Below are 13,525 nucleotides of genomic sequence, written 5' to 3' on the forward strand. Positions count from 1 at the left end.
TGACAGGCAGTAGCGTCGGCTGTCGTGCCCTCGCCAGCAGGGTTGTGCACAACCAACGGCGGCCGGCGTACCTTTGCCCCAGCGAACCCAAGGGCTTATCGGGGGTTTAGTAGCTATCATGCAGGTAACCATCGATAAAAACTCAGGGTATTGCTTTGGGGTTGAGTTCGCCATTCAGATGGCGGAAGATGAGCTGAGCCACGGCGAAGGCCATACGCTGTACTGCCTCGGCGATATTGTGCACAACCGCATGGAGGTAGAGCGCCTGCACCAGCAGGGCCTGCGCGTCATTGACCGCGAGCAGCTCGGTACCCTGCACGACTGCAAGGTGCTCATCCGAGCGCACGGCGAGCCGCCCGAAACCTACCAGCTGGCCCTGCAAAATAACCTGGAGCTGATTGACGCCAGCTGCCCGGTAGTGCTGAAGCTCCAAAACCGGGTGAAGCACGCCTTCGATGCCACGACCCGCGAAAATGGCCAGGTCGTTATTTATGGCCAGCCGGGCCACGCCGAGGTTATCGGCCTCACCGGCCAGACGCGTAACCAAGCCCTTATCGTGATGACGGAGGCCGACCTCGACCAGATTGACTTCAGGCGGCCCGTTACGCTTTTCAGCCAGACTACCAAAAGCACGGCGGGCTTCTATAAGATGAAGGCGCTGATAGAGGCGCGCATTGCCGCGGCCGGGGGCACGCTCGAAAGCTTCGACGCCAACGACAGCATTTGCCGCCAGGTGAGCAATCGAGAGCCGCAGTTGGCCCGGTTTGCTCAGGAGCAAGACGTTATTCTATTTGTAAGCGGCCGCAAAAGCTCGAACGGCAAGGCGTTGTTCTCGGTAGTAAACGCGGTAAATCCGCACAGTTATTTTATTGAGAATGAAGGCGATGTTCAGGATGAGTGGTTTGCCGGAATGGCGTCGGTGGGCATTTGCGGGGCTACCAGCACACCGTTGTGGCTCATGCGCCAGGTAGCTGCCCGGGTTGAGGGTCGGGCGGTGGCTGCGTAAGTAATATATTGAAAAATATATGTATTGAATAACGCCTTATGAAGAAACACCTACTCTTGTTGGGATTTATAGGGTCGTTCGCTACCAGAGTTCCGGTGGCCGCGCAGCAGCTGCCGGTTGCCGCCGATACTACGCGCGCAGCCACTGATGAAGGCGTGGCGGCTACTCAAAGCTTTGGGTTTGGCAAGGCCGAAATTCTGGGTGCCGACGGCAAGACCCATACGGCCTACGTGCCCCTGAGCCCCGTCGGCTTTGCCGGGCTGCTACCCTTTTACCGCCACCCCGAAGAAATAGGCCGGTTTGGCAGCGAGCCGCTCAATATTAGTGTTGATAAGGTGCAGACTATCAAGGTGAATGAGCTGTATCTGGAGCATATGGTAGTAAAAGGCAAGCGGCTGCATGTGCTGGCTACCCGCGTAGCCGAAGGCCCGCTGGAGCTATTCAACTACACCCAAACCAAACAAGTACCTCTCGCTGGGGCTACCCAGCTGGGCGGCGTAAGCGTGGGCTACCTCGTGTATCCTAAGCGGCACTGGTATCTGCGGCGGCAGGGTGAGCTGGTAGAAATAGCGCGTCACGACTTTGTTGCCCAGCTTACCCCGTTTTTTCAGAGCGACCCGACTACCGTTGCTGTTCTCACCAGCCCCAGTTTCATTACCGCGACTTGCTGGGCCTGGTAATGCTCTATAACGCGCACCAGGCCGGCGCTGCTGCCCCTGGCCCCAGCAAGTAGGGCTAGCTGCCGCTTGCCAGCTGGCGCTCATACAATTGCCTGGCCTGCCCGTCGAACGCGACCAGCACTACCTCCTTTGGCCACTCGTGCGCCGCGAGCCACTGTTGCACCTCGCGCACGGCAATAGCGGCCGCCTCCTCTTTGGGATAGCCATAAATGCCCGTACTGATGCCCGGAAAGCCCACCGAGTCGAGCTTATGCTCGGCAGCAATGCGCAGGCTGTTGCGGTAGCAACTGGCTAATAGTTCGGGCTCACCCTTGAGGCCGCCATTCCATACTGGACCTACGGTGTGGATGACGTACCCGGCCGGCAGCCGTCCGCCGGTGGTAATAACGGCCTCGCCGGTTTTGCAGCCGCCTTGCCGGGCCCGAATTTTCCGGCATTCTTCCAGAATTTCGGGGCCACCGGCCCGGTGAATAGCCCCATCGACCCCGCCCCCACCCAGCAACGACGAGTTGGCGGCATTGACAATGGCCGTGGTGGCCAGCTTGGTAATATCGGTCTGTTCAATGCGCAGGCGCGATGGCTCATACGTGGGCGCAAGAGGGGTGGGCTTCATGATATCCGGCATTAGTAGTAAAATAAGTAGTAGCGGTTCGGAAGCCACATGTTACCGCTCAGCGGCGTAACTAACTGCTCGGCGGGCCCGGGCTTGCAGAAGGGTTACGCAAAAAACTACTTTTGGCTATCTTTTTCAGGCCCACTACCCCAACGCACTATGCAGATTGCCCCGGCCCCCGATTCTTTCCATAATCAACGCTTATGGCAGCTGGCGCAGGCCCGCGTCAGCTTTCAGTGCCACCTGCTCACGTACTTGCTTACGAACGCCGGGCTGTGGGTGTTGTGGGCAGCGCTGCCATCGCCGCCCGGCACGGCGTGCTTGCTGCCCTGGCCGGTTTGGGCCACCGTGTTCTGGGGCATTGGCCTGGTGCAGCAAGGAATCAGGGTATATGTCCGGCCGCACTTTTGGGGCAGACCCAACGTGAGTACGAGCGCCTGCTGGCGCAGGAGCAGACCAGGTAGCGTGGGGTTTAGCCCGCTGCGTCACTTCGGAAGGCGTTTGAGCGGCTTGGGTCCGATTACTTGCCGCTTGGGTAATGGCAACTTGTGGGAGAGTAGGGTAAAAATGTAGTTTTGAGTATCGTTATCAAACACTTAAACGCCTTCAGCCATGCAGCCCAACCGCCCCGCCACCCACAACCCGGCCCCCACCACGTTGCGCGAGCAGCGCCTGTGGCAGATTGCCCGCGCCCGCACCAAGTTTCAGGGGCACTTATTTACTTATCTCATCATCAACGCTGGCCTGTGGCTGCTATGGGCACTGGCGCCTGGTGCCCACGAGCGCCACGAGCTGCCCTGGCCCGTATGGACGAGCCTTTTCTGGGGTATTGGCCTGGCTTTGCAGGGAGTAGCCGTGTATAGCCGTCTCAATTGCGGCGAGCGTACCCAGCGCGAGTATGAGCGCCTGCTGGCGCAGGATAATTAAAAATCCGGAAGGAGAAACGGGGAATTAACGCGAACTTGCCCGGCAGAAGCAAGGCAGCTGCTCCCGGCTTCTTTTTCCTTGTAATTGCTCCATAATATGAAGAAGCGCGCCCCCAAACGTGTGCTCGGTCGCCGCGAGCTGATTGACCTGCCGGCCCTGGCTTTGCGCGGCGTGGTAGCCAAAGTCGATACCGGGGCTTATACCAGCGCTATTCACTGCGCCGACCTGCACCTCGAAGCCGACGTCGCTACCGGCCAGCCCGTGCTGCACGTGCGCCTGCTCGACCCGGAGCACCCGCTTACTGATGGCCAGCCGCTGGCGTTTCGGGAGTTTACGCAGCGCGACATCCGTTCTTCCAACGGCGAAGTGCAGGCGCGCTATGTCATTCGCACGGTGGTGCAGCTCTACGGGCAGCGCTTCGATACCGAGTTTTCATTGGCCGACCGCTCCGACCTCAAGCACCCGGTGCTGCTGGGGCGTTCGCTGCTCCGGCAGGGTCGGTTTGTGGTCGATGTTGCCCGCCGCGATATGTCGTATAAGGCTGAGCACCCGGCTGCTGAGCCATTGCCCGGAGCCGTGCCGGCTCCCGATGAAGCGGTTCAGACGTAGTTTGGCAGCGAAATTCAGCCAAAAACGGCCCTTGCGTGGCGCATAGCACCTGCCTATGGCCGACCTTGGGTTTCCTGCCCGCCTACCCAAACGCTGCTCTGAGCCCTGCCTACCAACTGTTATGAAACTGGCTATTCTTTCGCGTGAGCCGCAGTCGTACTCTACCAAGCGGCTGGTAGCAGCGGCTATCGAGCGCGGCCACGAAGCGCAGGTGCTCGACCACCTGCGCTGCAACCTGGTGCTCGAAAAAGGCCAGCCCAGCATTCTCTACCGGGGCAGGCGCTGGTTAAGCCCGACGCGATTATTCCGCGCATCGGGGCCTCGGTCACGTTCTACGGCACGGCCGTGGTGCGGCAGTTTGAGATGATGAAGGTGCGCACGGCCGTGGAAAGCCAGGCCATTGTACGCTCGCGCGATAAGCTGCGCTCCATGCAGATTTTGAGTCGCGCCGGCGTTGGAATGCCTAAGACGGCCTTTACCAATGACACCGACGAGTTGCCCGCTCTTATCGAGCACGTTGGCGGTGCGCCCGTGATTATCAAGCTACTAGAGGGAACGCAGGGCCTCGGCGTGGTATTGGCCGAAAGTGCCAAGGCCGCGCAGTCGGTTATCGAAGCTTTTCATAACCTGAAGGCCCGCATCCTGGTGCAGGAGTTTATCGGCGAAGCCAAGGGGGCCGACGTGCGGGCCTTCGTGGTCGATGGCGAAGTGGTGGGTGCCATGCGCCGTCAGGGGAAGGAAGGCGAGTTTCGCTCGAACCTGCACCGCGGCGGTACCGGTACGCTCGTGAAGCTAAGCCGCGCCGAGAAAGCCGCGGCCCTGCTGGCTACCAAGGCCCTGGGCCTGGGCGTGGCCGGCGTCGATATGCTGCAAAGCAAGCGCGGGCCGCTGGTGCTCGAAGTTAACTCGTCGCCCGGTCTTGAAGGCATTGAGAAGGCCACCGGGCTCGACATTGCCGGCCGTATTATCGACTACACGGCCGCCCTCACCCTGCGTAAGCGTGGCGGCAAGAGCAAGCCCAAACACAAGAAAGCTGCCCCGAGGCCGACGGGCAGGGCCAGTAAGCACCGCCGACGTGCTCGCGCAAGAGTTGGCCGGATTCTTGAGCCGCGCCCGGCTTTCCGGTAATTCTTAACGGCTGGCCCAGGTGGGGCGCTGGCTGCCTTTGGTGATGGCAATCGATAATACTTTATTGCTGAATGGGTTGCGGATTCAGCCCGGCGAGCAGATACTCACCCGGCTGGCTATCTCGCGCCTGCCCTCCGGGGCCGTGATTGACGTGCCGGTGCACGTTATCCGCTCTACCGAGCCCGGCCCGGTGCTGCTGCTGATGGCCGGTATGCACGGCGACGAGGTAAACGGCATTGAGACCATCCGGCGGCTTATTCGCCGCAACCTGCTGCAACCCACGCACGGCACGGTTATCGCAATTCCGATTTTAAACATATATGGTTTTTTGAATTTTAGTCGCGAGGTGCCCGATGGTAAGGACGTGAACCGGTCTTTTCCCGGCCATCCCCGCGGCTCGGTGGCCAGCCGCGTGGCGCACCGATTTATGCGCGAGATTATGCCGCTCGTAGATTACGGCATCGACTTTCATACCGGGGGCGCGGCGCGGGCCAACCATCCGCAGCTGCGCTGCGTGCTGGGGCAGGATGCGGTCACTGATGCGCTGGCGGCGGCTTTTGCAGCTCCCTTTACGCTGCACGCGCGCCTGCGCCCAGGCTCGCTGCGGGCCACGGCGCACGCCTTGGGTAAGCCCATTATTGTATACGAAACCGGCGAGAGCCTGCGTTTCGACGAGCCGGGTATTGAGGAGGCCATTGCGGGCACCTTGCGCGTGCTGCACCACCTGGGCATGGGGCCCGAAGGTCCCGCGCCGGCGCGGCCCAACGTGCTATGCAGCCGCCACCGCTGGCTGCGGGCACGCTACGCCGGCCTGTTTCGGGCGCATGTTGGGCTGGGCGACTATGTAGAAGAGGGACAGATTTATGGCTCCATCGCCGACCCCTACGGCGGGCAAGCCGTACGCCTCGAATCGACAATGAACGGCTATGTTATCGGCCTCAACTACATGCCGGTAGTGAACCAGGGCGATGCCCTGCTGCACCTGGCCATGCCAGCCTAGGGAATAGGTCCTGACTAATAAGAATAAGAAGCGGTGTGGGTTGCTGCCTGGCAAAAATTGCGCACTGCTTATTGTTCTTCGCGCATGATGCTACCTTTGCGAACATGAAAAATCCTGCCCAACTAGCTTTTAATGCCGTACTGCTGCTTGCAGTGGCGGTGCTATACTTTTTGCATTTCAACCAGCGGCCGGCCGTGGCCCCCGCCGTGGCTCCGGTGGCCGCTACCGAAACGGTTGCCCCCGTAGTCGACACCACTGCCAGCGCGCCCGTCGCCGAGTCGGCTCCGGCTGCTACGCCGGCGCCGGCAGTAGCCGCGGCGCCCGCCGGCCCGGCCCCCGCCGCCGGTGCCATTGTGTATGTAGAGTCAGCCAAGCTGCTCGATGGCTACCAGGGTATGAAGGACGCCCGCCGCTCATTTGAAGGCAAGGCCAAAGGCTGGGAGCGTCAGAATCAAGCCCTCGTCAGCAGCTTCCGCACGGCCGTAGAGCAGTACCAGAAAACGGCCGCCGGCCTCACGCCCGAACAGCGGGCTGCCGCTGAGCAGAAATTGCAGCAGCAGCAGCAGCAGGGTGCCGCCGAGCAGCAGAAAATTCAGGCCCAGGCCCAGGAAGCCGAAGGCAAGCTAACCCAGACCGTGCTCGAAAGCGTAAATAAGAAAGTAGAAGCCTATGGCAAGGCTCACGGCTATAAGATGATACTAGTAGCCGCCCCGAGCGGCACCATTGCCTACGGCGAGAAAGGCCTCGACGTCACAGCGCCGGTGCTGGCTTACCTGAACAGTGAGTACCACAAGAAATAGTAGCTGCGGTACTGTATATTAGCTGGTGAATAGTGGTTTATTGCTTTTAACTCCTTTCTCATGCCTATGAACGCCGACCAGCGCCTCGACCAGCTCGAGCCACTCATGTCTGAGAGCATGGCTATCCTGGACCAGCATACGGCCCAACTCAACCGCCACACAGCCCAGCTTAAGCAGCTAATTAGTGTAGCTACCCAACATAGCGACAGCCTGAGCTATGTGCTCCACGAGGTAATTGAAATAAAGACTGACATGGCCGAAGTAAAAACGGACTTGGCAGATTTTAAGCTTGAGGTGCGCGGCCAGTTTGCAGAGGTTACTACGAAGCTGGCCGATGTGACTATGAGGCTGTCTGATGCAGACACAAAGCTGGCCGACGTAGACATTAAACTGGCTGGCATGGACACAAAGCTGGCTGGCATGGACACAAAGCTGGCTGGCATGGATACAAAGCTGGCCGGCATGGACACCAAGCTGGCTGGCGTAGATACCAAGCTGGCTGGCGTAGATACCAAGCTGGACCTGCTGCTTAGCCAAAAAGGTGGTTCCACTACGTAAGTTGTTTGCGAAAAAGCCTTGTGAAACAGAGAAGTCCTGGTCTTTACTGGCCGGGACTTCTCTGTTTGGGCGTAGCAGTGCGGGGCACTAGCAGGTGAGCACTACCTTGCCCAGCTGCTGGCCGGCTTCGAGGTAGCGTAGCGCCGCCTCGCCTTCGGCCAGCGGAAATACCTTATCTACTATCGGCACGAGCTGCTGCTCGTTTACCAGGGCAAGCATAGCGTCAAAGTCCTGCTCCGAGCCCATCGAAGAGCCCAGAATACTGAGTTGCTTCCAGAAAACCTTGGCGGGCGGCAATTGCGGGATATTGCCCAGCGTAGCGCCGTAGAACACAATGCGCCCGCCCGGTGCCGCAATGTCGAGCAGTGCCCCAAATGCTTCGCCGCCCGCACTGTCGATAATAACATCGAAGCCTCCTGTGCTCTGCGTGAGCGTGCGGCCCCAGTTGGCCTGCTTGTAGCTGATGCCCCCACGCAGGCCCAGCGGCAGGGCCAGGGCGCGCGTTATCTTCTCCTCATCGCCCGAGGTAACCCACACCTGCGCTCCGCGGGCGGCACATAGCTGCGCGGCTATCTGCGCCACGCCGCCCCCTACGCCGGTTACGAGTACCCGCTCACCGGGCTGCACCTGCGCGCGCACGAAGGCCGCCCGGTATGCCGTGAGGCCGGCCAGCGGCAGGGCGGCAGCCTGCTCCCAACTCAGGTGTGCGGGCTTGGGCCGCAGGCAGCGGGCAGGTAAAGCAAGGTATTCGGCAAAGGTGCCGGGGTCGGGCATGCCAAGTACGCGAAAGCTGCGGCCTTGCGCCTGCTGGCTGTCGCCCCATTCCAGCCCTGGGTATAAAATAACCGGAGCGCCCACGGCCCAGCCTTCAACACCCGCGCCCAGCGCCGCTACTTCACCGCTGCCATCGGCTCCTAAGGTGCAGGGGAGCTTGATGCCGGCATACTGGCCCTTCTGAATCCAGACATCACGGTGATTGAGCGCCGCTGCCCGTAGCTTAACCAATACCTCGCCGGCGGCGGGCTGCGGAGTCGGAATTTCCCGCACTACGGCGGGCTGGTGCGGTGTATCTTGCTGAAGAGCGCGCATTGTTGAAGAAAGGTGAATAGAAAAGTTTTGTAAAAGAATAATATAATATTTATATTATGTTATTTATTATTCTTGCTGCTACTGGTAATCGTCAACTGCATAGGTAGCGCAACCAGCAGGCCCATCAGCAGGCCCCCCAGGTGGGCAATGTTGTCGATATTACCCGTGAGGCCCGAAATTAAGTTGCTAAGCACCAGGTATAGTACCAGGCCCAGCATGCCGCGCCGGTCCCATTTATCGAGCACAATCTTTTTGCTGAGCAGCAGCATCAGCAGCAAGCCATAAAGCCCGAAGATAGCACCGCTGGCCCCGGTCGAGTTTACGCCGCCGCTATGGTACCACAGCGTAGCCGCCGATGCTGCAAGGCCACTAAGCAGATAAGCGGCCAGCAGACGCCTGCCACCCGTGCGGGCCTCCAGCAGCACCCCAAGCAGCCATAAGCTGGCGGCATTGAGCAGCAAGTGGGTAAGGCCAGCGTGCACAAACAGGCTGGTGAGCAGCCGCCAGGGCTGGTGCGGCCAGGTGAGGCCCGAGACATTGGAGCCCCAGCGAACCAGCTCGTGCCCGGTAGGAGCCGTCGCCGACACCCCGCTCAGCGTCATGGCCAGCCACACGAGGAAGTTGAGGTTGAGCAGCAGCGGCACGGCCCAATACTGCCGGGTGGGCCAAAACAGGCTCCGTAGCACGGGTAGCAGCACCTGACCCCACGTTTCGGGGGTGGCTTCGGCCGGCGCGGGCACCTCCGCTATTGCCAGCGCGGTAGTATCGGGCACCAGCCCCCGGCGCTGAAGCTCGGCCACAGCAGCAGCCCCCACGGCTGGCGGGTAGCGGCTGGCGTGGCGGGCCAGGTAAAGCAGCTCGGCGTCGGGGCGCTCGGCGAAGTGCGCGGCGGCCGCCTCAGGAGTGGAAACGTCCATTGCCTGCTTAACCGCCAAACGGACCCATTAGGTTTTATAAGTGTATTGAGAGGGGTGCGGCGCGGTGTTGTAGCGGGGCCAGCAGGTGCTGAGCCGTATCCTGGGCCAGCTGGGTGCGGCCGTCCAGCACCAGCGGCATGTTGTTGCTGGCGGCGGCCTCCAGCTTAGTGAGGGTCATTCGCTGAATGCGGGCAATCACGCGCATCCGGGCGAGGTGGTCCATCATGGTAGGTGATAGCTTATAGCTGTATACCAGTCCCTTGTATAGGTCGTTCCACTGCCCCTGCACCAGCCTGAGCTGGGCAGTATACACCTGGTACGACTGCTGCCGCCCAGCCTGGTTGATTAAAAAAATAGTTGGGTTTTGCGCCCGCCAGAAGCGCTGGCACAGCCCTTTGTACTGGCGAAGCGCCTGCGCCGAAGCGCTGCTGCGCTCGGCAGCGGGTACCAGGGCCAGCTGCTGCGCCACGTTTCTGTCATTGTCGAAAGTCGGAATAGGCGTGGCCACAACTGACTCGAGCTTGAGTGAATCGGGCGACAGCTTATCGGGCTGTCTACCCAGGCTGCGCGAGGAAGCAGGCGCGTGGGTTTTCCAGAAAAAGCCGGCTACCCCTGCAAGCAGGAGTAGCAACACAAGGCCCAGTACCAGCGGGCGCCGATTCGAAGCCGGAGATTCGTCGTAGGCAGTAGTTACGCTCGCCTCGCTGGCTGCCGGTCGTAGCGGGGCAATGCCGCGACGGCGTAGCTCCTGCCGGGCATTGGTTATAAGGTCGGCGTGGTAGAAGTTGGGGTTATCGACAAAAAACTGGAGCTCCGCGTCGGTTTTAGCGCGTAGCACATCGGTGGCAGAAGACATAGAAAAAGCAGAATGCGCGGCCAGTTCCGCGTTTGACGCGGGTAAGATGCGTATAAATCTTCAGATACTCGCGCAAACCAGCCACGCCCGCCTGCGTACAGCTACTACATCCTTTTCCAGTCACTCCTATGTCTACCACCCGCTCTGAAAAAGACCAGGCTACCCAGCCCGTGCAAGCCGACGATTACCAGCCTGTTGGCCGGCAGGAAGCTCCCACCAATTCTGATGCCCTGTATGGTGGCAATGCCGACGATAACTCGGGCAGCGGCGGCAATGCCCACCCTTCCAGCAGTGCGCAGGACAAGCGCGCCGCTAAAATTGTGACTGAGGGGAAAGCCGACGAAGGCGCAAGCGCTGCTATTCCCGGTGCCGGCGTTAGCAGCGGCACGGGCACCAGCGGTACCGCTATCGGTCAGGTAACTCTTTAGCTTCTTGATAGCAGCTAGCGTTATCATAGATGGATTTCCTACAATCACGCTGTCATTTTTTCTACTTCCTCACCCTTCTACTTTCGCTTACTTCCTGATTATGATAACTCCCAATCCTGCCCCTGATGCCGGCCGGCCCGCTGGCATTGAAGAAAGCAAAACGGCTGGCTCCGCTTCAAATACCGCTGCCCGCCCGCCCGCCCAGGATGCCCCCGAAACTACTCAGGATGAGCTGGCGGGCAATGATGGTGCCGGCATCCGGGGCGGCTACGGCGACGCCGAACAAACCAATGGCCTCGAAGGCGGAGAAGAGCTGCCTGATGCAGACCAGGACCCCAACAAGGCAGCCCGGGGCGCAGCCAGCTAACCTGTCATTCAACACAATACTACCGCATGAGCGACGAGGAAAAAAACTCCGCAGCCCCGGCTGGAGCAACGCGGGCTCCCGCCGACTACTTCACGGGCGTAGCCTGGGTGAAGCCACTTGTGCCGGCCAATGACCCTACGGATTGCGTGGTAGGGGAGGTGACCTTTGAGCCAGATGCCCGCAATAACTGGCACACGCACCCTAACGGCCAGGTGCTAGTGGCCACGGGTGGTACTGGCTACTACCAGGAAAAAGGTAAGCCTGCCCAATTGCTGCACCCCGGCGAAGCCGTAAGCATTGCGCCCAACGTGGTGCACTGGCACGGCGCTACCGCCTATAGTCGCTTTACCCATATTGCCATTAACCCGGCTGCCAGTAAAGGCGTGGTCGTGTGGCTGGAGCGCGTCACAGAGACCGAATATCAGGCCGCCCATGCGTAATAGCATGATGATCAAAATGAATGATTGCTATCGGATGAGATAAATGGCAATAAACTAGCGTACTATAGGTTAACGTTCGGCTTTTCTCTTTTTGAAGCACTACGCAAACCTATAACCCTTCGTAAAGCTCGTTTTGCTCCGCAAGACGAGCTTTTGCTTGCTTCCTGCCTCCCAACCGGGCTGCCCGCCCGTACTTTGTGTTTGTGTTGAGTACCTGGTTTTCCTACCCCCGCCGTTTCTTCTGTTACCTTCTTTGCCTGCTGCCGCTTGCCTTGCGGGCGCAGGTGCCCCCTACGCTCGGCGCCATTGCCGGCGAAGAAGACCTTCGCCCGGCTCCGCCCAAGCGCGAGCTACGCGGTTTCTGGGTGGCCACGGTGGCTAACATCGACTGGCCCAACCAGCGCGGCGAAGCGCCCGAGCACTACCGCCGCGAATACCGCCGCCTGCTCGATGCCGGCCAGCGGGCCGGCCTCAATGCGGTGTTTGTGCAAATCAGGCCCGTTTCGGACGCTTTCTATAAGTCTGATTTAGAGCCCTGGAGCAAGTACCTTACCGGCCGCCAGGGCAAGCCGCCCGGCGAAAACGACGACCCGCTGCCCTTCCTCATCGCCGAGGCGCACCGCCACAATATGGAGTTTCACGCGTGGTTCAACCCCTACCGCGCTACCATGGATACCGTGACGCGGGCGCTGGCCCCGCTACATCCTTATAAAAAGCACCCCGATTGGTTTATCAAGTATTCCAGCCAATACCTCTATAACCCTGGCCTGCCGGCCGTGCGCGACCACATTAAGCGCGTGATAATGGATGTGGTACGGCGCTACGATATCGACGGCGTGCATTTTGATGACTACTTCTATCCTTATCCAGAAGTAGGCCAGGTATTTCACGATGAGCAGGCTTTCCAGACCCAAAACCCCGACAACCTTTCCCTGGGCGACTGGCGGCGGCAAAACGTCAATATCCTTATCCACGACCTGCACGACAGCATTCGCCTGGCCAAGCGCTGGGTGAAATTTGGCATTTCGCCGTTTGGCGTCTGGATGAATAAAAGCTCCGACCCGCTCGGCTCCGACACCCGCGCCGGCCAGCCCAGCTACTCCAACCTGTACGCCGACTCGCGCCTCTGGCTGAAGGAAGGTTGGGTTGATTATATATTGCCACAGCTATATTGGAGCACTAAGTTCCGGCTCGTGCCCTATGCCACGCTGCTCGAATGGTGGACGCGCAACCACTTTCAGCGCCACCTCTACATCGGCCACGGCACGTACCGCATGCTCGAAAGCACTCGCTCCGACACGGCCTGGCGCAACCCGCGCGAGCTGCCGCGCCAGCTGCGTCTCAACCGCGACTATCCCGACGATGTGCAGGGCAGCGTGTTTTTCTCGGCCCGGTCGTTAGCTACCAACCCGTTGCATACCTCCGACTCGCTACGCACCGATTTTTACCGCGCCCCGGCCCTGGTACCCATTATGCCTTGGCTCGATAGCCTGGCCCCGCGCCCCGTGCGCGAGCTGGCGCTCCGTCGCCAGGGCCATACCGCCAGCCTCACCTGGCAGCCCGACCTCGTACCCGCCGCCGATGGCGACCTGGCCGCCTACTACGTGCTCTATCGCTTCGAGCGAGGCCAGGTAATGGGCCCCAACGACCCGCGCCGTATCCTGAGTATCATCCGGCCCACTAGGCTGGCCCAGCCCGCCACCTTCGCCGACACCACTGCCCAGCCGGGCGTGGCCTACGCCTATTACCTCACGGCCGTCGACCGCCTGCACAACGAAAGCCTGCCGGTGCGCATCTTCACCGAAGGCAAGCTGCCCGTCGAAACCCTGGTAGCCGCCCCGCCCGCCTCGGCTGCGCCCGTGGCGGAAGCCCGGCCGGCGGCGCGCCCGCACCCGCCAGTGGCCGTGGCGGCGCGCCCCAGCCGCGTCCTGCTTTGCCAGCTGCCGAGGAAGCCGCCGCCAAAGTCAAAATCAAGGAGAAGCCTCGGCGGCGCGGCTTCTTCGCCCGGCTTTTTGGGTTGAAGTAGCGGCTGTATCGCTCTATCCATAGTGCCCGGTTGCTTTTATGGAGGCGGCCGGGCACCTTTGCGCTTGTATCTTAGCCATTT

General features: G+C 60.5%; 16 protein-coding genes and 1 pseudogene. 13 read left to right on the plus strand and 4 right to left on the minus strand.

From position 1 onward, the window contains the following. Positions 1-118: 118 nt before the first annotated feature. The gene (locus GKZ67_RS01820) at positions 119-1,006 is read left to right on the plus strand and encodes a 4-hydroxy-3-methylbut-2-enyl diphosphate reductase (RefSeq protein WP_173246352.1); all 888 of its coding nucleotides are present in this window, start codon (positions 119-121) and stop codon (positions 1,004-1,006) included. Positions 1,007-1,101: 95 nt separating this feature from the next. After that, positions 1,102-1,686 (plus strand): hypothetical protein, encoded by a 585-nt coding sequence (locus tag GKZ67_RS01825; protein ID WP_173240896.1) that lies wholly within the window; start codon positions 1,102-1,104, stop codon positions 1,684-1,686. Between the two features lie 55 nt (positions 1,687-1,741). On the opposite strand, the gene GKZ67_RS01830 is transcribed toward GKZ67_RS01825, so the two are convergent. Then, positions 1,742-2,299 carry an O-acetyl-ADP-ribose deacetylase gene (locus GKZ67_RS01830; protein WP_173240897.1) on the minus strand — a complete coding sequence of 186 codons (558 nt, stop codon included), beginning with the start codon at positions 2,297-2,299 and terminating at the stop codon, positions 1,742-1,744. Between the two features lie 159 nt (positions 2,300-2,458). Between GKZ67_RS01830 and GKZ67_RS24905 the strand changes: the two genes are divergently transcribed. From GKZ67_RS24905 to GKZ67_RS01865, 7 genes and pseudogenes are all read left to right on the plus strand, one after another. Then, positions 2,459-2,872, plus strand: a complete 414-nt coding sequence (locus tag GKZ67_RS24905) for a 2TM domain-containing protein (protein ID WP_173240898.1) — start codon at positions 2,459-2,461, stop codon at positions 2,870-2,872. Between the two features lie 39 nt (positions 2,873-2,911). Continuing rightward, complete coding sequence (locus GKZ67_RS01840; RefSeq protein WP_173240899.1) at positions 2,912-3,226, plus strand: 2TM domain-containing protein; 315 nt, start codon at positions 2,912-2,914, stop codon at positions 3,224-3,226. A gap of 96 nt (positions 3,227-3,322) precedes the next feature. Further along, positions 3,323-3,835: an ATP-dependent zinc protease gene (locus GKZ67_RS01845; RefSeq protein WP_173240900.1), complete on the plus strand. Its 513-nt coding sequence runs from the start codon at positions 3,323-3,325 to the stop codon at positions 3,833-3,835. Positions 3,836-3,956: 121 nt separating this feature from the next. Beyond that, positions 3,957-4,837 (plus strand): annotated as a pseudogene (gene rimK, locus GKZ67_RS01850) (30S ribosomal protein S6--L-glutamate ligase); the annotation flags it as partial. A 169-nt stretch (positions 4,838-5,006) separates the two neighbouring features. Continuing rightward, a complete protein-coding gene (locus GKZ67_RS01855; RefSeq protein WP_217278662.1) occupies positions 5,007-5,963 on the plus strand; it encodes a succinylglutamate desuccinylase/aspartoacylase family protein in 957 nt (318 codons plus the stop codon). Positions 5,964-6,067: 104 nt separating this feature from the next. Continuing rightward, positions 6,068-6,763 (plus strand): OmpH family outer membrane protein, encoded by a 696-nt coding sequence (locus tag GKZ67_RS01860; RefSeq protein ID WP_173240901.1) that lies wholly within the window; start codon positions 6,068-6,070, stop codon positions 6,761-6,763. 60 nt (positions 6,764-6,823) lie between these two features. After that, positions 6,824-7,321, plus strand: a complete 498-nt coding sequence (locus GKZ67_RS01865; protein WP_173240902.1) for a hypothetical protein — start codon at positions 6,824-6,826, stop codon at positions 7,319-7,321. Positions 7,322-7,408: 87 nt separating this feature from the next. Here the strand turns inward: GKZ67_RS01865 and GKZ67_RS01870 are convergent, their stop codons facing one another. From GKZ67_RS01870 to GKZ67_RS01880, 3 genes are read right to left on the minus strand one after another with little or no spacing between them, the layout of a single operon-like run. Further along, a complete protein-coding gene (locus tag GKZ67_RS01870) occupies positions 7,409-8,410 on the minus strand; it encodes a zinc-binding dehydrogenase (RefSeq protein ID WP_173240903.1) in 1,002 nt (333 codons plus the stop codon). A gap of 59 nt (positions 8,411-8,469) precedes the next feature. Then, positions 8,470-9,327: a rhomboid family intramembrane serine protease gene (locus GKZ67_RS01875; protein WP_173240904.1), complete on the minus strand. Its 858-nt coding sequence runs from the start codon at positions 9,325-9,327 to the stop codon at positions 8,470-8,472. Between the two features lie 34 nt (positions 9,328-9,361). Beyond that, positions 9,362-10,183, minus strand: coding sequence for a hypothetical protein (locus GKZ67_RS01880; RefSeq protein ID WP_173240905.1), 822 nt, complete (start codon positions 10,181-10,183; stop codon positions 9,362-9,364). 128 nt (positions 10,184-10,311) lie between these two features. Between GKZ67_RS01880 and GKZ67_RS01885 the strand changes: the two genes are divergently transcribed. The 4 genes from GKZ67_RS01885 to GKZ67_RS01900 all read left to right on the plus strand — a co-directional run bounded on the left by GKZ67_RS01885 (position 10,312) and on the right by GKZ67_RS01900 (position 13,439). Further along, positions 10,312-10,611, plus strand: a complete 300-nt coding sequence (locus GKZ67_RS01885; RefSeq protein WP_173240906.1) for a hypothetical protein — start codon at positions 10,312-10,314, stop codon at positions 10,609-10,611. Positions 10,612-10,711: 100 nt separating this feature from the next. Next, positions 10,712-10,978 (plus strand): hypothetical protein, encoded by a 267-nt coding sequence (locus GKZ67_RS01890; protein WP_173240907.1) that lies wholly within the window; start codon positions 10,712-10,714, stop codon positions 10,976-10,978. Between the two features lie 26 nt (positions 10,979-11,004). Then, a complete protein-coding gene (locus tag GKZ67_RS01895; RefSeq protein WP_173240908.1) occupies positions 11,005-11,418 on the plus strand; it encodes a cupin domain-containing protein in 414 nt (137 codons plus the stop codon). 284 nt (positions 11,419-11,702) lie between these two features. Beyond that, entirely contained in the window at positions 11,703-13,439 is a 1,737-nt protein-coding gene (locus GKZ67_RS01900) for a glycoside hydrolase family 10 protein (RefSeq protein WP_173240909.1), read from the plus strand. The last annotated feature ends 86 nt before the right edge of the window (positions 13,440-13,525 follow it).

This window comes from Hymenobacter sp. BRD67, assembly GCF_013256425.1.
In the GTDB taxonomy this organism is placed as follows: domain Bacteria; phylum Bacteroidota; class Bacteroidia; order Cytophagales; family Hymenobacteraceae; genus Hymenobacter.